Below are 19475 nucleotides of genomic sequence, written 5' to 3' on the forward strand. Positions count from 1 at the left end.
CATGTCCGAAGACCGTCACGCCAAGCTTGGCATCCATCACACCCCGGAGGATGGCGCGCACCACCATCCGCATCGCGGGCCTATCCTCAGGCGCGCCAAGCTGGCCGGCCTGATTACCATCGTGTTGCTGCTGGCGGGCGGCGCCGCCACGCTGGTGCAGCGCGCCGTGCATGCCAACGCGCTCGCGACAGCCACCGCCGAATTGAACCAGCAGTATGTGCTCGTCACCAGCGCCAAGGCGGCGCCAGGCGGCGAGCCGCTGTCGCTACCCGGCACGCTGCAGGGCATCATCGAATCACCCATCTACGCGCGCAGCAGCGGCTATGTGCTGCGCTGGACCAGGGACATCGGCGCCCGCGTGAACAAGGGCGACGTGCTGGCGGAGATCGACACGCCGGAAGTGGACCAGCAACTGTCGCAAGCCGTGGCGGCGCGCCAGCAGGCGGCGGCCAGCCTGGAACTGGCGAAAAGCTCGGCCGAACGCTGGGAAGCCTTGCGCAAGAAGGACGCCGTCACGCAGCAGGAGCTCAATGAGCGCAACAGCGCCTTCACCCAGGCGCAGGCCAACCTGGCGGCGGCCGACGCCAATGTGCGCCGCTTGCAGAAGACCGAAGAGTTCAAGCGCGTCGTCGCGCCATTTTCCGGCGTGATCACCAGCCGCACCGTGGACGTCGGCGACTTGATCAACGGCGGCAACGGCGGCGCGGACCGGGCGCTGTTCCGGCTGGCGCAGGTGGATCCGCTGCGTGTGTACGTGTATGTCCCGCAGACTTACGCCCAGCGCATCAAGATCGGCGACCACGTCACCGTGACGCAGGCCGAGCTGACGGGCCAGACGTTCAGCGGAACGGTGGTGCGCACGGCGGGCGCCATCGACGCGGCCACGCGCACCATGCAGATCGAGATCAACCTGCCGAACAAGGACAATGCGCTGCTGGCCGGCTCCTATGTGCAGGTGGCCTTGCCGCTCAGCGGCAGCTCCAATGCGCTGCTGGTGCCGTCCAACGTGCTGCTGTTCCGGCCGGAGGGGCCGCGTGTGGCGGTGGTCGGCGGCGACGGCAAGGTCAAGCTGCAAGCCATCACGCTGGGGCACGACCTGGGCAACAAAATGGAAGTGCTGAGCGGGCTGACGACGGCCGAGCGGTTGGTGGTCAATCCGGCGGATTCGCTGGCTGATGGCGACGTGGTGTCGGTCAAGCAGGCCAAGGCCGATGCCGGCGCCGGCGCGGCCGGGAAAGCGTCGCAATGAGCATGCGCCGCACACCCGGAGCGCTCGGCATGATGGCCGCCGCGCTGCTATTGGCCGGCTGCGCCAGTGCGCCGGTCTACGAAAAACCGGCCATCGACCTGCCGGCGATGTGGCAATCGTCCGGCCCCTTCCGCGCCGGCGTTCCTGACGACGCCGGGTTGAAGGGCAACTGGTGGGAAGTATTCGGCGACGCGCAGCTGAACCAACTGGCGCAGCAGACACTGGCGCATAACCAAAGCCTGGCCGGCGCCGCGGCACGACTGGAGCAGGCGCGTTCTCAGGTGACGGTCAGCTCGGCGGGACTGTTCCCCCAGGCCGGCCTGCAAGCCGGCGCGGCGCGCCAGAAGACGTCGGCCAACCGTCCGCTGGCCGCGTACAACGCCACCAATCAGTCGGTGGTGCAGAATAATTACCAGCTGGGCTTTGCGGTCAACTACGAGGCCGATTTGTTCGGCCGCGTGCGCAGCGGCGTGCAAAGCGCGCGCGCTTCCGCCGAGCAGGCCGCTGCCGACTTCGAGAACGTGCGCCTGGTGCTGTGCTCCGAACTGGCCGCCGACTATTTCAACCTGCGCGAGCTGGATGCCGAAATCGATGTGCTCAACCAAGGCATCGTGTTGCAGCAGAAGGCCTACGATTTCATCCAGGCCCGGCATGAACTGGGCGCCGCCACCGGCCTCGATCTGGCGCAACAACAGTCGCTGCTGGACGCCAGCAAGACCCAGCTGGAACTGCTACAAAGCCAGCGCGCGCAATACGAGCACGCCATCGCCACGCTGACCGGCACGCCAGCGCCCTCCTTCAGGCTGCCGGCGGCCGTGGTGGCGTTGACGCCGCCGTCGCTGCCGGTCGGCCTGCCGTCGGATGTGCTGCAACGGCGGCCGGACGTGGCAGCCTCCGAGCGCGCGGTGGCCGCCGCCAACGCCAACATCGGCGTCGCCCGCGCCGCCTGGTTCCCGTCGGTGATGCTGCAATCGAGCGGCGGCTGGGACAGCAACCAGATGAGCAAGCTGCTGGACGCGCCTAGCCTGCTGTGGTCGCTCGGCGCGGCCGTCACGCAAAGCCTGTTCGACGCCGGCAAGAACGACGCCACCGTGGCCATCGCGCAAGCAGGCTACACGGGCGCGGTCGCCAACTACCGGCAGAGCGTGCTGGTGGCGATGCAGGAGGTGGAGGACGGCATGTCCGGCCTGGCCGCGCTGGGCCGCGCCCATGCACTGTCCGACGCCAGCGTGCGCAGCTCGCAGCGCGTGCTGGAGCTGGCCAACGACCGCTACACCGGCGGCGTCGAAACCTATTTCGATGTCATCACCGCCCAGCAGACGCTGCTCAACAACCAGCGCCTGGCCGTGCAGATACGCGGCAAGCAGATGGTCAGCTCGGTCTACCTGGTCAAGGCGCTGGGCGGCGGCTGGAAGGCACCGCCGCCCTGAGGCGCCGCTACCAGCCCAAGTCCCGTAGCAGCGGGAAGGTCAGGTCGCGCGGCGGCGCAACGTCATGCGTCAGGTCGCCGTTGATGGCCGGCTCCATCAGCAGGTTCGGGAACGCGCTGGTGTCATAGTGCGATACCGACGATCCCGGCTGGTTGGGATTGGGCGCGTACATCAACACACGGCCGGCCGCGTCGGCGCCGGCGCGTAGCGCCAGGTTCACGCCGAGGTTGGCAAAGACGCCCGAGTGCTTGCGCGAGCGCGTCGCCAGCGCCGCCTTGAGCCGGGCGCCGTCGTCCAGCGTGACGCGCACCGCCGGGATCACGATGCTCGGATCGGTGCCGCCCAGGCCGGGCGGCGGCGCGCCGGCCACGTTGTCGACGATGATGACGCCGATGGCGCCGGCGTCCTGCGCATTCTTGACCTTGATCACGAATGTGCAGCTGCCGCGGTCGATGACTGCGATCTTGCCGCCGACCGCGAGCGCATTGGCTGGCGATAAGGAATCGCAAGCCAGGCCGCGGTCGGGCGCGGTGTCGACCACCGGCATCACCTCGCCCGTCACGCCGGGGTTGGCCAGCGGCGGCCCGAAGCTGGCGGTGCCAACCTGGACGATACCGGCGATGCCAGCCGGCGTCAGCACCGTCAGCGCCGGCACGCCCTGTTGCAGCACCGTCTGCGCGGCCTGGTTGACGATGGCGCCATTCCACACCAGCTTGCCGGACTTGAGGGCCGACGCCACGCGCTCGGCGTTGCTCATGTCCTTCCACAGCTTGCCGGTGCTGGTGTCCAGCAGGAAGTGGTCCCAGATGCTGGGACGGCCGTCCAACTGTGCACCGGTGGCACTATCGGTATAGGTCTGGAAGCCGAGGCCGTGGCCGAACTCGTGTTCCAGCACCGTCACCAGATCGATTTGAGCGCCATGGCTGTCGTTCAGGCCAAGATAGAACGGCGTGCCGGTCAGGCAACCCGGCTGCCCCAAGTTGACGTTGAAGCGAGCGCGGATGTCCGGCGCGGCGGGATCGACGTCGGCGCCGAACAGTTTGTTCGCTTCGGCCTTGCTGAACCAGGCGTTCGCGCGCGGCGCGCCGGCGAAGTCCCGGAACACTTCGAGCGCCCCGGCGGAACCGAGCACCGCACCGCCGTCGTCGCACGGCAGCGCTTCCCATGTCGCCAGGATGCGGATGGGCACCGTGCTGGTCAACGTGGCGCCCCAGGTGTTGGCCGCCGCCTGGAAAGCATTGAGCCGTTGCACGCCCAGCGTGGTGCCGCTGTTGCCGCCGACCGGCAACACCGGCGTGGGATCGTTAAAGCCGACGCCGGCGGGGTCGCCATTGACGATGGTGATGGTTGCGGCGGCCCAGCTTGCCGACGAGACCAGCAGCGCCACCGCTGCAATGAAGGTGGGCAGGACACGCTTCATTTTTGTTCTCCTTGGGCGGCCGATTCTTTGCGCGTGGTCGCATATTGAATGGTTGACTCGTCGAGCACCATGCCAACGCCGCCACGCGGCAAGTAGATGGGCTTGTGCGGCGTGGCGCGCGATTTCGTGGCGATGCGGCCGGTGCTGATCGCGGCCTCCAGTTCGGCGACCTGCGCCGGGGTCGGGCTGGTCAGCTGGCCGGTCACGGGGTCTTTGTAGGCCTTGAACCCCGCATCCTGGGCCGCTGTTTGCGGCGGAACGGGCTGGGCAACGACAGTCACGTGCGGGAACGTCATCAGGCCGTTGTCCGGTGCGGTCTGGGCCGCCGCGACGGTGGCCACGGACAGGCTGGACAACGCCAACCACCGTCGCGGCCGGCGCAGGCGCAGCACGCCGCTCATCGCGCAGAAACCGAGCAGCGTCAACGCGATCGTGCCTGGTTCGGGAATGGCAGTCGCGTTCACGACCACCGTATCGATGCCGACAAAGTCGCCATTGAGGCTGGTGTCGTTGACCACGTAACGGAAGGCAAATCGCCCGCTGGCCGGCGACGTCAGGCCGCCGACGCTCAAGGAGTGCCCGACCCAGCCTGTGTCCGCTGAAGAACTAAATGTACCGAGCAGAGCGAAGTCGCCGGTGGATGTCGGGCTTGCGCCGACGTTGGCGCTGGCGCCGGCCGTGCTGAGATAGACTTCCACGGTATCCAGAAAGCCCTCGCCCAGCAGCCTCAGGTCGAAGTTGAGCGACTCGCCGTTGGACAAGGCCAGCTCCGGCGTCAGCAGCCAGTTGCTGACCGCGCCGCCGAAGGCCGCGTTATTGAGATTGGCCGCGATATAGGAATCGGCCGGACCGGCGGCGGCTGGGAACACCGCGGGCAGCCCCTGGAACCACGCCGTGCTGCCGGGCGGCGAACTGTTGTTCACCATCACCCAACCATTGGCGGGCAGCGCCGCGATGTTGTTGAAGCCTTCGCTCAACAACGGCGCGGCGGAGGTGGAGGCAGTAAAACCGGCGGCGACTGCAAGCAGCCCCGCCCAGCGTTTAATCAAGTCCATGTCTATCCTCATGATGAGAAGGTGGAATCGGATAACCTCTTTGGTACGGCTCAACTTGCCTTGGTTAGATCGATCCCACACTCAGCAGTTCCCGCGACACGAAAAAAAAATCCGGCGCGAGGCCGGATAGTTTGGGGAAATCTTTCCGCTCAGATGGTCGCGGCGTAGTGTCGGGTTTGGTACCCGAACGCTCGACAAACTTCGCAAGAAGCTCCTGAGCCGCTCCCGCAAGGTGGAGCGCCGAAGAATCTGAATCGCCCCGGAAGTACAGCTCGATCGAACGGTTCAAATGCTCGGTCGCGACAGTCAGTTTGCTTACCGCCATAATCAACGATCACCTACCCTAAGTCAGGTTTGCTCTGGCTGCTGTTGACGCAGTACCGCTCGATATCTTCTTCGGCTTCTTTTTGAGTTGCAAATGCATTTTGAGATGTAATGGTCTTCCTCTGTGTGCCATCCGGATTCAAATTGATAATGCGCCAAATCCACTGCCCGTCAGGTGCTTGCTCGATTTTATATCCGACGCTCATTCTTCTTTTCCTCCAATAGCTTATCGCTAAACACTGCTGGGCTCTACCGAGCTAGTGCCATGGGCGGCTGGGAGCCACCACCGCATTCAAGTTAGGGCGGTCATTGCGGTATGAACCGCATTCACTAACTTTGGAACTGCATCGGCAACTCCGGTAGCGAGCTTGATCATCTTTTCTCCACCTTCGGCTACTCCAAGGCCAGTCTTCCAGAAACCGGCCAACTTCTCACGAAGGTTTGCTGGTGCCGCCGTCGCAACGTCCTCATGGTCATGCAAGACATCAATACTGGCTTCTTTGACGGCGTCTCGTATTGATTGCCTTCCCCGTATTGGATACTCATGTATACCTTTAATCATCAAATCCAGCTGATGAAGAACAAATGCACGGACTGCTTCAGGCAAATCGTCGTCTTCCACGCTTGTTCTGAATTCGGCTATGGCATCAAGCAACCGCTGCAACTCAGCGTGTGAAAGGCCCACCTCGCTTTCTACAGCTTGCGAACACCATCGCAATGCCAGCATGTGTTCCGGAAGAATAAATCGTTTGAAATTCCCCCAAGGAGAAGTCAGGTTTGTTACTGACATTGCAGATACTAGGCCATCCAATGCTGGCTCATACAGGTCGGAAGTAAAACTAGTCTCGGCCATCTGCCTCCGTAACAAGGCAACTTCATCCCTCAGCTTCCGAATATGGCTAACCACGTCATGCGGATCTTGTTGAGCCGCATCTTGATCCATGCCGAAAGCAGTCGCCCAAACCTGAAGAGACTGGGCACCATCTGCCATTCGCAGGATGGGCTCAATGATCACGTGGAGCCGCTTTGCCGGATTGGTTATTTCGACTTTTTCGTTTTCGCGGTCTGAGGCACTGGTTGTTTGATCTTGTTCCATCTTATTTCCGCTGGCCGTTTTTCTTTATAAGGTCGATGAGCACGTCGCGCTCGATTGTCCAAACTTCTGTGCTTTCCGAACGTGGTCCAGAAAACTGGTTGCAAGAATCTACAAAGACTGTCATCTCAATTTTGGTACCGTGTCCCGGCGCGAGAGACACCACGCGGCTTTCGTCATAATGCCCGCTTGACGATTCGTGAAAATAGTCCTTTAGACTAAGCTGTCCGGAAGGGTTGGGGTCACGAGTGGTCGCCATGAGTTTCCTCTATCAAGCGTGATCGTTAAGGTGCTCAATCGCGACGCCGAAGCGTCGCGAGGTTCAACTTAATGCAAAAATTCCGTGAATAGCCCATACTTATCGGCCAAATCACGCACCGTTTTTTTTACATCGGCGGCATCAGCTTCCGTCTGGATGATCACTGATACGCCGCGCTCTGTCCGATCCGTCAATATGCGTGTTTCGTGTGCATAGTGCGCAATGGCGCTTTTCCCGAGATCGTCAACAAAGTCCTAGTGGGCCTGAGCTATCAGCTCTTGGCTGATAGGTGCGCGGTCCGCCTTGCCCTGCGTGCGGAACACATCGAACTTGTACTCGTCCATCCTGTCATTCCTTATTCTCGTTCAGCTTCCTAGAAGGTCGTCTGCCGTAAGTTAGCGCGGCATATTCCATGGTAGCAGCGATTCAACCTCATCGGCAGTCTTCAGCTTTGGCATCGTCGCGAAGACATACCGCAGATACGTAAACGGGTCTATGCCGTTGGCTTTCGCGGTTTGCACAAGACTATACATCACGGCGTTGGCATGCATGCCGGCCGGGCTATCCGAGAACAGCCAGTTTTTCCGGCCCATGACCACGATCTTTATATCGGGCTCTGCAATATTGTTATTGATGGCCACCTTTCGTTCATTATGTCGTGTGACGCCTTGGATCGGGCGTTGATACGCATCGCCTAATCGTCAACTGACCGTCGTGGCTATCACCATCCCCGCCTTCAATGTCAACGTCACCGGCGTCTTCTCGGCGATTTCGGCCATGCGGTTTTTTTGTTCGGCGTCCAGTGTGCCGATGAAGGACAGCGTGCGCTTGACCATCATCGCGCCGTCGTCGCCGTGGCTCAGGTGCAGGCCGACATCGACCGCGTCCAACGGCCACTGCTTGCGGTCTGCATACATGCGCAGCGTGATGGCGGTGCATGCGCCCAGGCCCGCCAGCACGAAATCGTAGGGCGCCGGACCGGTGTCGCGGCCGCCGTTGCGCTCCGGTTCATCGCCGACCAGCGTATGGCCGCTAACCTCGATGGTGGTTTGATAGCTGTCCTTGCCGATATGTGCGGTGCCGCGTGCCATGTGATCCTCCTATGTGAAGGCAGCTATTTTAGCGCGGAGCCCAAGGCCGAAGTAAAGTATTGTAAATAGCAATCATTCCTAGTTGAGTTCCAATTAAAATATCAACCTTTCAACGACGAACTAGACGGCGCCGATGCATCGGCCCGCCATACCATGCACAAGATATTCCTGACCGCCTGCCTCGCCGCGCCGCTGACCGCCCTCGCCCAAACCCAGCCTGCCACTGATAAGCCAGACGCCAAGCCGACCACCGCGGCCAAGCCCAAGGAAGCTGCGCCGGTGGTGCCGTCGGTTACGGTGGCCGGCGAGCGGCCGACCAACCGCATCGACCGCCAGGTGTACGACGTCAAGTCCGACATCAGCAGCACCAACGGCACCGCCGCCGATGCGTTGAACAATGTGCCGTCGGTGGCGGTCGATCCGGATGGCACCGTCACGCTGCGCGGCAGCACCAATGTGCAGATCCTGGTCGACGGCAAGCCGTCCGCCATGCTGCAAGGCGATAACCGCGGCCCGACGCTGCAGGCGATGAACGCCGACGATATCGAGTCCGTCGAAGTGATCAACAATCCCGGCGCGCAGTTCGGCAACGAAGCCGGTGGCGGCCCCATCCTCAACCTGGTGATGCGTCGTAACAAAAAGCCGGGCGGCTTTGCCAACGTCAACGCCAACGCCGGTTATGCCGGCCGTTACAACAGCGCCGCGTCGGGCAGCTACAACGAGGGACCGTGGGGCTTCCAGGGCGGCGTCAACGTGCGCCACGACGGCCGCAACTCCACCGCCGTGGTCAGCCGCGACCGCCTCGATCCGGTCACCGGCGCCTTCGTGCACAGCAGCCAGACCTCGTCCGGAGCCGGCCTGAACGACATGGGCGGCGTGAACGGCACCGCCAGCTACAACCTGGACCAGAACGACACGCTCACCGCCAGCGCCAACTACATGGGCCGCGGCAACGACCAGCGCGGCATCGACCACTACGTCAACGGCGCCACCGCCGGCTTCCCCGCCACCGACTACGTGCGCACCACCGCGCGCGAAGGCGACGCCAAGAACTTCAGCTGGGGCGGACGCTACGACCACAAGGGCCAGCTGCCGAACGAGACGCTGAAGATCGACCTGCGCGTCTCGGCCTCCGAGAACGACAGCAACAGCGCCTACGCCAACGACTACGCCATTGGCAACCTGCCGGACAGCCGCGCCCACCAGCGCAACGACAGCAGCACCCACATCGTCGACTTCACCGGGGACTACGAGCGTCCGCTGGCCGGCGGCAGCCTCAAGGCGGGCTACAAGGTCGCCACCAACAAGAACAACTTCGACACGCTGTACACCGACATCGATCCGCTGAGCTCGGTCGCCGTGGTCAACCCGGCGCGCAGCAACCGCTTCGACCTGGAGGAAACCGTGGTCGCGCTGTACGGTTCCTACCAGCTGAAGCTGAACGACCGCTGGGGCGTGCTGGGCGGCTTGCGCACCGAGTACACCGACATGGACATCCACCAGATCACCAGCGGCGTCGAGGCCAAGAACAACTACACCAACCTGATCCCGAGCTTCTTCGCCACCTACAAGGCGACCGAGACGGCCAATATGCGCTTCGCCTACGCGCGCCGCATCCGCCGCCCGAACGCCAACGACCTCAATCCCTACGTGGTGTATCGCGACGAGTTCAACGTCTCGTCCGGCAATCCGATGCTGAAGCCGACCAAGACCGACTCCTTCGAAGTGGGCTACGAAACCAAGTTCGGCGCGCTCGAAACCAATCTGCGCGGCTACTACCGCAAGGACACCGACGCCATCGTCGACTTTCGCACCTTCATCGCCAACAACGTGCTGTTGACCACGCGCCAGAACGGCGAAGGCAGTCATGCAAGCGGATTGGAATTCACGGTCAGCGGCAAGCTGACGCCGTCGCTGACGCTGAACTCCAGCGGCAACCTGGCGCGCAGCCAACAGACCACGCAGGACGACAGCGGCGCGCTGGTCACCCGCACCGCCAACTCGCTGAGCGGCCGCGTGCGCCTGAACTATGCTTACAGCGCCGCGACGCAAGTACAGATGGCCTTGCAGATGCAGGGCAAGACGCTGTCCGGCCAGGGCTACCGCTCGCCGAACAGCACCTTCAACCTGAGCGTGCGCCAGGCCGTGACGCCGCGCCTGAGCCTGGTGGGCACGGTCACCGACCTGTTCAGCACCAACAAGATGGAGACCGTCATCAACAGCGCCACGCTGCGCGAGACCAGCACCCGCCGCTTCGACGGCCGGGTGTTTTACCTGGGGCTGTCCTACCGGCTGGGCGGCGCCGCCACCGCAGCCGACTCGAACAACGAGCCGCGCTTCGGCCCGCCGCCGGGCGGCCCAGGCCCAGGCGGCCCCGGCCGCGGCCCATCGGAAGGCTAAACGTCGGGGTCAAGTCTGACATTCGGACACGAGCTCTGCCGTAGTGGCATTTACGGCAGAGTTCGTGTCCGAATGTCAGACTTGACCCCGGGGTGGGTTATTTCATCACCGCCACTTTTTCGCGCCGGGCGTTGCGGAAGCTGTAAATCGTCAGCACGCCGTCTTTGACGTCGCCGCGCGCATCGAAGGTGATGTTGCCGGTCACGCCTTTGTGGGTGATGCCGGCCAGCGCCGGCAGATACTTGGCCGGCTCCGGCGAACCGGCCTTCTGCATCGCCTCGACCATCGTCATCAGCGCGTCGTAGGCGTACGGCGCGTAGGTCTCCACATCGATGCCGAATTTCTTCCTGTAGGCCACGCGGAAATCGGCCATGCCTTTTTCCTGCGACGGCTCGACCCCGCCCGCCTCGGCGCAGATCACCTGGCCATCGCTCATGGCGTCGCCCGCCAGGCGCGGCACCGAATCCGAACACATGCCGTCGCCACCCATGAACTTGATCGGGATCGCCAGCGCCTTCATCTGGCGCAGCATCGGCCCGGCCACGGCGTCCATGCCGCCGAAGAACACCATATCCGGCTTGGTCGCCTTGATGGCGGTAAGGATGGCGCTGAAGTCGGTCGACTTGTCGGTAGTGAACTGGGTCGACACCACGGTGGTGCCCGACGCGCCGCCGGTGCGCTTGACGTTCTTGACAAATTCATCGACCAGGCCCTTGCCGTAGGCAGTGCGGTCGTCGATCACGGCGATGCGCTTGGCCTTGACGTTCTGCATCGCATAGCGGGCCAGCGCGGCGCCCAGCTGCTCGTCGTTAGCGATGTTGCGGAACGCGGTCTCGTAACGCTGGCGCGTGTATTGCGGATTGGTGGCCGATGGCGAGATCTGCGGTATGCCGGCGTCGTGGTAGATGCGCGAAGCCGGAATGGTCGTGCCCGACGTCTCGTGGCCGATCACGCCGTTGACCCTGGCGTCCACCAACTTTTGCGCGGCAGTGGTGCCCTGCTTGGGATCGGCTGCATCGTCTTCCGCCTGCAACACGATCTTGTACTTCTTCCCGCCGATGACCACGCCCTTGGCGTTGAGCTCGTCGACCGCCATGCGGGCGCCGTTTTCATTGTCCTTGCCCAGATGGGCGATCGGCCCCGAAGTCGCCGCCACATGGCCGATCGTGATGATCGCTTCCGCCTGCGCGGCGCCGGTGGCAACGAAGGCCAGCGCAAGCGCCCGGCCGCATGTTTTTATTGTTAATCGCATAAGATTAGTGAGCCATCCTCATTGGTTAAGCGAACAAGGATACCACCAGGCAAATATGTGTGCAGACGTGCGTACTGACTTCCTTATCTGAAGTAGAATAACAAATCGAAACATTTGCCACAGAGACACTTTGCATGGAAACATCACAACGCATCGCCCGCTCCAAGCCGCTGGCGACCACCGCAATGCACGGCCGGGTCGACGCCATGAAGGCGCGCGGCGAGGACGTGATTGACTTTTCCATCGCAATCTCGCATTTCCAGGCGCCGGAAAGCGTGCTGCAAGCGGTGCGCGACGGCTTGCAACAACCCTCCCTGCCCTACACCACGGTCGGCGGCGACGCCGGCATCCGCGCCCGCCTGGCCGCCAAGGTCAGCAGCGAAAACGGCATCGCCGCCAGCGCCGGCGAAATCATCGTCACCAACGGCGCCAAGCAGGCCTTGTATCAGGCGCTGTATGTGATGGCCGATCCTGGCGACGCCGTCATCATCTTCAAGCCGCACTGGCCAGCCTACGTCACCACCTGCAAGCTGCTGGGACTGGAGCCGGTGCTGGTCGATCTGCCGGCCACCGTCAGCGCCGAATTCCTCGACAGCCTGCCACCGGCCAAAATCCTGATCATCAACAATCCGCACAACCCCACCGGCGGCGTGCTGCGGGCCGACGAAATCGAACGCATCGCCGGCTGGCTCAAACGCACCGGCACCCGCGCCATCGTCGACGAGAGCTACGAAAAGCTGATCTTCGAAGGCGTCCATACCAGCCTGGCCGCGCGGCCGGACTGGCAGCAGATCGGCATCGTCACGCTGTATTCCGCCTCGCAGAGCTACGCGATGATGGGTTGGCGCGCCGGCTTCGCGGTGGCGCCGCCCCACATCGTCACCGCGATGGAGACGCTGCAAGGCCCGATCACCGCCGCCGCGCCCATGCTGATCCAGCTGGCGCTGGCCTCCGCCTTCGAGTCCGGCGAACCGACGGCGATGCTGGAAGAATACCGCCAGCGCCGCGACCTGGTGCTGGACATGGTGCACGGCCTGCCTTGGATGCGCATGCACTGCCCGGCCTCCGGCCCCTATCTGTGGGGCGACGTCTCGGCGCTGACCATGGACACCAAACAGTTCGCCGAGGAGTTGCTGAACCAGTACTCGGTGGCGCTGATGCCGGGCGACGCCTTGGGTGCGCCGGGCTTTATCCGCATCGGTTATATTTCGGACGACATCGCCACGCTGCGGCGCGGCGTCCAGGCGATTATCCGCTACGGCAACGCACGTTATCGGGCCCGTTAAGCACCCAGCATGGCCTTTCTTCTCTTCCAACTCAATAGCTTGCGCAGCCGCCTGATCCTGCTGGTGGCGCTGGCGATCGCGCCGATCGCGGTGATGACGCTGGTCAGCGGCGTGCGCGAACGCCAGCACGCGGTGCAGGTGGCGGAAGAGAATCTGCAACGCCTGACCAACCTGGCCGCCGCCAACGAAGCGCAATCGATCGAGGGCGCGCGCCAGATCCTGCGCGACCTGGCCAGCATTCCCGACCTGACCGGCGACCAGCAACATTGCAGCCGCCTGCTGGCCAATATCCAGCAACAGAATCCCGACTACGCCAACCTTGGCCTGATCCAGCTGAACGGCGATGTCACCTGCAGCGCCATCCCCTCGTCCACGCCGGTCAACCTGTCGGACCGCTCGCACTTCCGCCGCGCCGTGCACCTGCGCCGCTTCGTGGCCGGCGGCTATGTGTTCGGCCGCGTGATCCAGAAACACACCGTCAACCTCACCTACCCGCTGCTGGGCGAAGGCGACAAGGTCAAGGCCGTGGTGTTCGCCGCGCTCGACCTGACCAAGCTGGATCGCTTCGTGGCCGACATCAAGCTGCCGCCCGGATCGCTGCTGCTGACGTCCGACTCGGACGGCAGGATCATTTCGCGCAAGCCCAATCCGGACCAGTGGTTCGGCCAGATGGTATGGCCGGAAATGCGGGCCGCCATGGCCGGCGAACCGGGCAAGCCGGTGCTGCTGACCGGACCCGATGGCATCGAACGCCTGCACCGTTTTGCCCGCGTCGGCAACAACGGCTTGTCCGACTACACCGTCACCATCGGCATTCCGGCAGACGACATCACCGCCTCCGCCCGCCACGACCAGATGCTGGACATGTCGGCACTGGCCGTCACGGTGGCGCTGGCGCTGCTGGCGGCCTGGTTTGTCGGCGACGTGCTGGTGCTGCGCCGGGTCAAGCGCCTGGCCACCACCGCCAACAGCATCGCCTCCGGCACGCTGGGCGCGCGCAGCGGCATCGTCTACGGCAACGAGGAAATCAGCGAACTGGCGCGGGCGCTGGACGCGATGGCCGAGGCCTTGCAGCAAAAGGAACTCCAGCACATGAAGGCGGAAAGCCAGCTGCGCCTGGCCGACCAGCGCAAGGATGAATTCCTGGCGATGCTGGCGCATGAACTGCGCAATCCGCTGGCGCCGATCAGCGCCGGCGCGCAGTTGCTGCAAAGCGGCCACGCCACCGCCGCGGCGGTCGAACGCACGGCCAGCATCATCGTCCGCCAGGTGCACCACATGACGCGCCTGGTTGACGACCTGCTCGACGTTTCGCGCGTGACTCGCGGGCTGGTGACGGTGACGCGCGTACCGCTCAACATGGCCGACGTGGTGGCCGACGCCGTCGAACAGGCGGAGCCGCTATTCAGGAACAAGCATCAGCATTTCGAACTGTCGCTGCCCGAGGTGCCGCAGCAAGTCAACGGCGACCACAAACGACTGGTGCAGGTGCTGGTCAATGTGCTCAACAACGCCGCCAAATACACGCCGGTCGACGGCGTCATCAAGTTGTCGGTACATGGCGGGGACGGCGTGGTGCGGCTGGTGGTCAGCGATTCCGGCATCGGCATGGCGCCGGAACTGCGCGCCCGCGTGTTCGAATTGTTCGCCCAGGCCGACCGCAATCCCGACCGTTCGCAAGGAGGGCTGGGACTGGGCCTGGCGCTGGTCAAATCGCTGGTGGAACTGCATGGCGGCAGCGTCGCCGCCGATAGTCCGGGCGAGCAGCAAGGCAGCACCTTCACCATCTCGCTGCCTGGCGGTCCAGGCCAGAACGCAACGCCAGCGTCCGGGCGGTCCGCGGCCGGCAGCGCCAGGCTGCGCGTGCTGGTGGTGGACGACAACATCGACGCCGCGCAAACGCTGCAACTGCTGCTCGATGCATCCGGCCACGAGGTATTAGTGGCGCATACCGCGCTGGAGGCGCTGGAGATCGCCCAGCGCCTGGCGCCGGAACTGTGCCTGCTCGATATCGGCCTGCCCGACATCAGCGGCAACGAGCTGGCGCGCGGCCTGCGCGAGCTGCCGCAAACCGCCAACGCCACGCTGGTGGCGGTGACCGGCTACGGCCGCAGCGAGGACCGCGACCTGGCCAGCGCGGCTGGCTTCGACCACTACTTCGTCAAGCCGGTCGATGTCGAAGCGCTGCTGGCATTGATCGCCAGGCTGTCGCCGGCTACTCCCACGACTTAGCGATACGTTCCAGTTCTCCGCTTTTTTCCAGCGTCTGCAAGGCCGCCCGCAGGCGCTCGACCACCGCCGGATCGACCTGTTTGCCGACGACGAAATACAGCGGGCTGATAGCCATGACGGTCGGCAGGATCTTGAATTTGGCGGCCATGCCTGAGCGGTCCAGCACCGCCTGCAAACCCGGCGTCCGATGGAAGAAGAAGCGGCCCCGGTGGGCCAGCAGCTTTTGCAAGTTGAGCTTGGGGTCCGCGGCGCCGGCGTCGATCTGCGACAGGCCGGCCGATTCCAGCACCGTCACGCCGGCGAAGCCACGATTGGCCAGCACCACATTGTCCGGCGCCAGCTTGCGCAGGTCGTCCCAATTGGCGATCACCGCCGCGTCGTCGCCGCGCGCGACCAGGTAGTAGCGGATGGAGAACAGCGGCGGACCGACAAACAGGTATTTTTTGTCCCGTTCCGGCGAATGCGAGAGTCCGCAGGAAGCATCCTGCACGCTGCGGTCCATGGCGGAGTAAATGCGCGGCAAGGGCTGCCAGACCTGGTCGCCGGTGAATTTCAGGCCGGGATCCAGCTTTTCGACGGCGCGCATGATATCGACGCAGATGCCGACCACGCGCCCACCGGTCGCGCCGGCGCTCTGGAATTTGGGCTCGGTGCCCTGCTGGGCTGCCGTGCGGATTTCGGTCGCGGCGACACTGGTCCCGGCCGTCGATAGCAAGGACAGCATCGCACTCAGTACAACAACCCTGGTCGGCACACGTAGCATCAGCCCATTGTAGCGCGAGCTTACCGCGTCGTCACCAATTGGCGACAACGCGGAGGCCTGGCTCAGAACTGGATGGTTTTCAGTCGTTTGGTTTTGCCGTAGTGTTCATCGAAGCCGTACACCTCGATGCGCACCTTGCCGCTGGCGTGCACTTTGACCAGCGCCCAGGCGTAGGCCCGGTCCTGCGGATTGCGGCTGTCCCCGGCCTTGGCGCTGAACGGCGAACCGCCCGAGCCCACCATCACCTGCCACGCCTTGCCGCCGTCGGCGAGCGCCGGCTGCTGGGCGTTGAAGATGTGCTGGTGGCCGCAGAAATAGGCGCCGCCGTATTCTTCCATCACCTGCCAGAAGGCCTTGGCGTTGTCCGGATAGATGTCCATGCCGTCCTCCTCCACGCCGTCCTTGAAGTAGTAGGTGTAGGCCGGCTTGTGGCCGAACACGAAGAAGCGCTTGGCGCCGCGCGCCTTGGCCTGGCGGAAGTCCTCCGCCAGCCAGTGCGCCGGACCGTGGCCGTCGTTGCCGACCGGGTCGGTGTCGATCACGGCGAAGTGGCTGCCGCCGGCGTCGAAGGAGAACGTCAATTGCGACTGGCTGGTCCGGTTGCCATCCGGCCCGCCCACCGGCGGCGCGTTGCCGGCGTCGAAGGCGCTGGCCTCGATGCCGGTGACGGCCTTCCAACGGGCGGTATCCAGTATCAGGTCGCCCATGCTTTCGCGCCACAGCTCTTCGTTTTCAAGACGCGCTATCTTGGTGGTCTTGCCGGCGGCGTCCTTGTCCTTGAACTGCATTTCATGGTTGCCGGTCACCGGCACCACGTAGGTGCCGTTTTCCATCAAGCCCGCCGTCATGCCGCGCCAGTAGGCATACTGGCGGGCGATCGCGCTCTTGTCGGCGGTATAGCCCATGATCATGTCGCCGTTGAAGAACAAGGCCTTCGGCCTGGCCGCCTGGATCTCGCGCAGGATGCGCGACAAGGCGCGGGTGTTTTGCAGGTAGACCTTGTCCTGCGCCGTCTCGGCACTGGCCGGATCGGCGCGCGAGTCGCCCACGGTGGCGAACGACATCACCACCGGATCGGACGCCGCCATCGCGGCGCCTTCCCCGGTCGCCAGCACCAGCGCCGCGCAACACAGCATTGTGGATATACGCATGCGAGCTACCTTAGAAATCGGCATTGAGCGACACGGTCCAGCTACGCTCAGGCACAAAGGTGTACTGGTCGAACGCCGCGCCCTTGCTGTTCGCGCTGATCGACGTCGCATCCTGCTTGTTGAAGACGTTGTTGACACCAACCTGCACCTTGAGCATCTTGACGACGCCGCCCACGCGCCAGCGGTAGCCGGCGGTGAAGTCGGTCACCGTGTAGGCACCGATCTGGTAGGCGGCCGGTTCGCCGTCCTTGGCGTACTGGCTGCCGTTGGTCTTGGCGATCAGCGAGCCATACAGGCCATGGTCCTTGTACAGCAGGCCCAGTGCGGCGGTCGATTTCGGCACCTTGGCGATTTGCAGGCCGGTGTCCTTGGCCTCGGCCTTGTTGACCGAACCGTTGGCGTGCAGCGAGAAGCCGCTGCCGACATAATACGTCGCCGCGCCTTCGATGCCCTTGTAGATCACGCCGCCCTGGTTGTAGTACACCAGGTCATTGCCGGTGCCGGTCGAGGCGATCTTGTTGTTGAAGTCGATGTAGTAGACGTCCGCATCGAAGGTCAGGTTGCCCGACTGGTGCACGGTGCCCAGCTGGTAGTTGGTGGAGGTCTGCGGCTTCGGCGTGCTCAGGTTCGGGTTATTCACGTAGAACATCGACAGGTCCGGCACCAGGAAACCGCGCGCAGTCTGCGCGTAGGCCGACCATTCCTTGTTGATCGCGTAGTTCGCGGTCAGGAACGGCAAGGTGGTGTCGTAGGTCTGGTCAGCCTTGGTCGGGATGCGCGTACCCTGGTTGACCACCGCGTCCAGCGAGCGCTTGAAGTTCACATATTTGAGACCCGGCGTCACGGTCCATTGCGGCGCCACGGCCCATTCGAATTCGACGAAGGGCTGATACTGCTTCCACGACGAGTTCTGGTTGTAGGAGACGTCTTTCGGCGCGGTCGCTTCCTTCGGGTTCGGCGCGTTCAGCGTCCAATCCAGGTCGTAGGTATGGCGTTCGGTGTCGGAGTTCTCCAGCCAGACGCCCGCGCGCAGCAGGCCTGCTTGCAGCTGCTTGGTCAGTTTGAAGATGTCGCCGTTGACGCGGTAGGAATTGAGCTTGTTGTAGCCTGGGACGTTCTTGTTGCCGGCCGGGCCGGACTTGGTGCCGTTGGCGGTGGCGCCGCTGGCGTCCTGGCCGGAGAAGGTGTTGTTGTCGTAGGCATAGGTGTACAGCGTGTTGTCGATCGCCCAGCCGCCGTCCAGCTGCGATTGCAGGCGGATATATTCGAAGTCGGTGCGCTTGTCGTTGTAGTTGTAGCCGAAGTAGTTCTGGCTGGTCTTGTCGTTGTTGAGCGAGTAGTTTTTACCGTACAGCGCGACCTGGGCCAGCGTAACGCCGGCCTTGTCCGGCACGTAGCTGTGGATCTTGTTATAGGTCGAGAACACCGTCAGCATGGTGTCCTTGCCCAGCGGTTTCTGGAACTTGAACTGATAATTGTCTTCCTTGACGCCGCTGTAGGTCTGGTAGCCGTCGCTGGTCAGGCGCGAGGCGTTGAACATCATGCGGGCATCGCCGAACTGCTCCAGCTGGCCGGAATCGATCTCCGCGCCGAGGATCTTGGTGTTCCAGGAACCGTAGGTGGCGTAAGGCGAAAAGCGGAATTCGGTGGCCAGCTCTTTCGAGAACAGGTTGATCGAACCGCCGAAGGTGGCTTGTCCCAGGTTGCTGGCGTTGCCGGGACCGCGCTCGATCACCATGCCGCCGATGATACGGGCCGGGAAGTAGGAGGTCGAGTGGTGGGTAGGATTGTTGGTGTCGCCGAACGGGATGCCGTCGTAGGTGACGTTGTACTCGCCGTCCTGGAAGCCGCGCAGCGTGACCTTCGATTCGCCCAGGCCAGGACCGTTGGACGACAGGCCGGAGCCCACGCTCGGCGCGATGCGCGCCACGGCGTTGAAGTCCGCCAGCGGCGTAACCGCCTGCTCGATGAAGGTCGCGGTGATGACGGACTGCGGCTGGGTCGCCTTCAACGAAGCCTGCACCGGCGCGCGGTTGGCGGCGTTGGAGCCGGTGATCACCACGCGGCTTTTGATCGCTTCCGAATCCAGCGCGGTGTTCGATACCGGCACATCCTCCATGGTCGGCGCTGCGGTTTGCGCGTGGGCGGCGCCGGACATCAGGGCCAGGGCGGCCAGAACGTGGGCCGACATCGTCGACAGGATCAACTGCTGCTTCGGATTCTTCATATGACTTTCCAGTTTGCGGGGTGTGAAAACCCGAAAGTCTAAGAACCAAATATGACAACATCATGAATCGTTTTGATAATCTTGCGATGCCATACAACAGTGCAAGCAGCGCCACCTGAGGGCCAAATAACACGCCGGCGGCGATTTTATCAGAGCGACTATTAACCCAGAATTAAACCTCAAACATGAATGGTTTTAATGTTCGGTTAATGCACGGCCTCCTAACATCGGCACCATGCACCT

17 protein-coding genes are annotated in these 19475 nt (G+C 63.5%); 5 read left to right on the plus strand and 12 right to left on the minus strand.

All coding sequences use genetic code 11. The features are described from left to right. The first annotated feature begins 1 nt into the window (after window position 1). Both D0T21_RS07870 and D0T21_RS07875 read left to right on the plus strand, forming a co-directional pair. Entirely contained in the window at window positions 2-1249 is a 1248-nt protein-coding gene (locus D0T21_RS07870; protein WP_116990778.1) for an efflux RND transporter periplasmic adaptor subunit, read from the plus strand. Then, on the plus strand, window positions 1246-2679 hold the full coding sequence (locus D0T21_RS07875; RefSeq protein WP_116990779.1) for an efflux transporter outer membrane subunit: 1434 nt from the start codon (window positions 1246-1248) through the stop codon (window positions 2677-2679). The genes D0T21_RS07870 and D0T21_RS07875 overlap by 4 nt, the downstream gene beginning before the upstream one ends. Window positions 2680-2686: 7 nt before the next feature. Here D0T21_RS07875 and D0T21_RS07880 read toward each other — a convergent pair whose 3' ends face one another. From D0T21_RS07880 to D0T21_RS07900, 8 genes are all read right to left on the minus strand, one after another. Further along, the gene (locus D0T21_RS07880) at window positions 2687-4099 is read right to left on the minus strand and encodes a PA domain-containing protein (RefSeq protein ID WP_116990780.1); all 1413 of its coding nucleotides are present in this window, start codon (window positions 4097-4099) and stop codon (window positions 2687-2689) included. Next, a complete protein-coding gene (locus tag D0T21_RS07885; RefSeq protein ID WP_158567980.1) occupies window positions 4096-5154 on the minus strand; it encodes a choice-of-anchor J family PEP-CTERM protein in 1059 nt (352 codons plus the stop codon). Before D0T21_RS07885 ends, D0T21_RS07880 begins: the two co-directional genes overlap by 4 nt. Before the next feature lie 64 nt (window positions 5155-5218). Continuing rightward, complete coding sequence (locus D0T21_RS07890) at window positions 5219-5479, minus strand: hypothetical protein (protein ID WP_116990782.1); 261 nt, start codon at window positions 5477-5479, stop codon at window positions 5219-5221. A gap of 13 nt (window positions 5480-5492) precedes the next feature. After that, a complete protein-coding gene (locus D0T21_RS31580; protein WP_147328047.1) occupies window positions 5493-5684 on the minus strand; it encodes a hypothetical protein in 192 nt (63 codons plus the stop codon). A gap of 86 nt (window positions 5685-5770) precedes the next feature. Further along, window positions 5771-6574 carry a hypothetical protein gene (locus tag D0T21_RS31585; RefSeq protein ID WP_147328048.1) on the minus strand — a complete coding sequence of 268 codons (804 nt, stop codon included), beginning with the start codon at window positions 6572-6574 and terminating at the stop codon, window positions 5771-5773. Between the two features lies 1 nt (window position 6575). Next, on the minus strand, window positions 6576-6830 hold the full coding sequence (locus tag D0T21_RS31590; RefSeq protein WP_147328049.1) for a hypothetical protein: 255 nt from the start codon (window positions 6828-6830) through the stop codon (window positions 6576-6578). 395 nt (window positions 6831-7225) lie between these two features. Next, window positions 7226-7471 carry a transposase domain-containing protein gene (locus D0T21_RS07895; protein ID WP_116990783.1) on the minus strand — a complete coding sequence of 82 codons (246 nt, stop codon included), beginning with the start codon at window positions 7469-7471 and terminating at the stop codon, window positions 7226-7228. 60 nt (window positions 7472-7531) lie between these two features. Beyond that, the gene (locus D0T21_RS07900) at window positions 7532-7921 is read right to left on the minus strand and encodes an OsmC family protein (RefSeq protein ID WP_116990784.1); all 390 of its coding nucleotides are present in this window, start codon (window positions 7919-7921) and stop codon (window positions 7532-7534) included. A 153-nt stretch (window positions 7922-8074) separates the two neighbouring features. On the opposite strand from D0T21_RS07900, the gene D0T21_RS07905 reads away from it, so the two are divergent. Beyond that, on the plus strand, window positions 8075-10321 hold the full coding sequence (locus tag D0T21_RS07905; protein ID WP_116990785.1) for a TonB-dependent receptor domain-containing protein: 2247 nt from the start codon (window positions 8075-8077) through the stop codon (window positions 10319-10321). A 97-nt stretch (window positions 10322-10418) separates the two neighbouring features. Here the strand turns inward: D0T21_RS07905 and D0T21_RS07910 are convergent, their stop codons facing one another. Next, window positions 10419-11573: a branched-chain amino acid ABC transporter substrate-binding protein gene (locus D0T21_RS07910; protein WP_116990786.1), complete on the minus strand. Its 1155-nt coding sequence runs from the start codon at window positions 11571-11573 to the stop codon at window positions 10419-10421. A gap of 134 nt (window positions 11574-11707) precedes the next feature. On the opposite strand from D0T21_RS07910, the gene D0T21_RS07915 reads away from it, so the two are divergent. Continuing rightward, the gene (locus D0T21_RS07915) at window positions 11708-12859 is read left to right on the plus strand and encodes a pyridoxal phosphate-dependent aminotransferase (protein ID WP_116990787.1); all 1152 of its coding nucleotides are present in this window, start codon (window positions 11708-11710) and stop codon (window positions 12857-12859) included. 9 nt (window positions 12860-12868) lie between these two features. Beyond that, the gene (locus tag D0T21_RS07920) at window positions 12869-15091 is read left to right on the plus strand and encodes an ATP-binding protein (RefSeq protein ID WP_116990788.1); all 2223 of its coding nucleotides are present in this window, start codon (window positions 12869-12871) and stop codon (window positions 15089-15091) included. On the opposite strand, the gene D0T21_RS07925 is transcribed toward D0T21_RS07920, so the two are convergent. The 3 genes from D0T21_RS07925 to D0T21_RS07935 form a co-directional block, all read right to left on the minus strand. Next, entirely contained in the window at window positions 15075-15815 is a 741-nt protein-coding gene (locus D0T21_RS07925; RefSeq protein WP_116990789.1) for an ABC transporter substrate-binding protein, read from the minus strand. The two genes, D0T21_RS07920 and D0T21_RS07925, sit on opposite strands and share 17 nt — an antisense overlap. A gap of 101 nt (window positions 15816-15916) precedes the next feature. Further along, window positions 15917-17005, minus strand: coding sequence for a metallophosphoesterase (locus D0T21_RS07930; RefSeq protein WP_147328050.1), 1089 nt, complete (start codon window positions 17003-17005; stop codon window positions 15917-15919). A gap of 10 nt (window positions 17006-17015) precedes the next feature. Continuing rightward, complete coding sequence (locus tag D0T21_RS07935) at window positions 17016-19232, minus strand: TonB-dependent receptor (protein WP_116990791.1); 2217 nt, start codon at window positions 19230-19232, stop codon at window positions 17016-17018. Window positions 19233-19475 lie beyond the last annotated feature (243 nt).

The organism is Duganella sp. BJB476 (assembly GCF_003416895.1).
Taxonomy (GTDB): Bacteria; Pseudomonadota; Gammaproteobacteria; order Burkholderiales; family Burkholderiaceae_D; genus Rugamonas.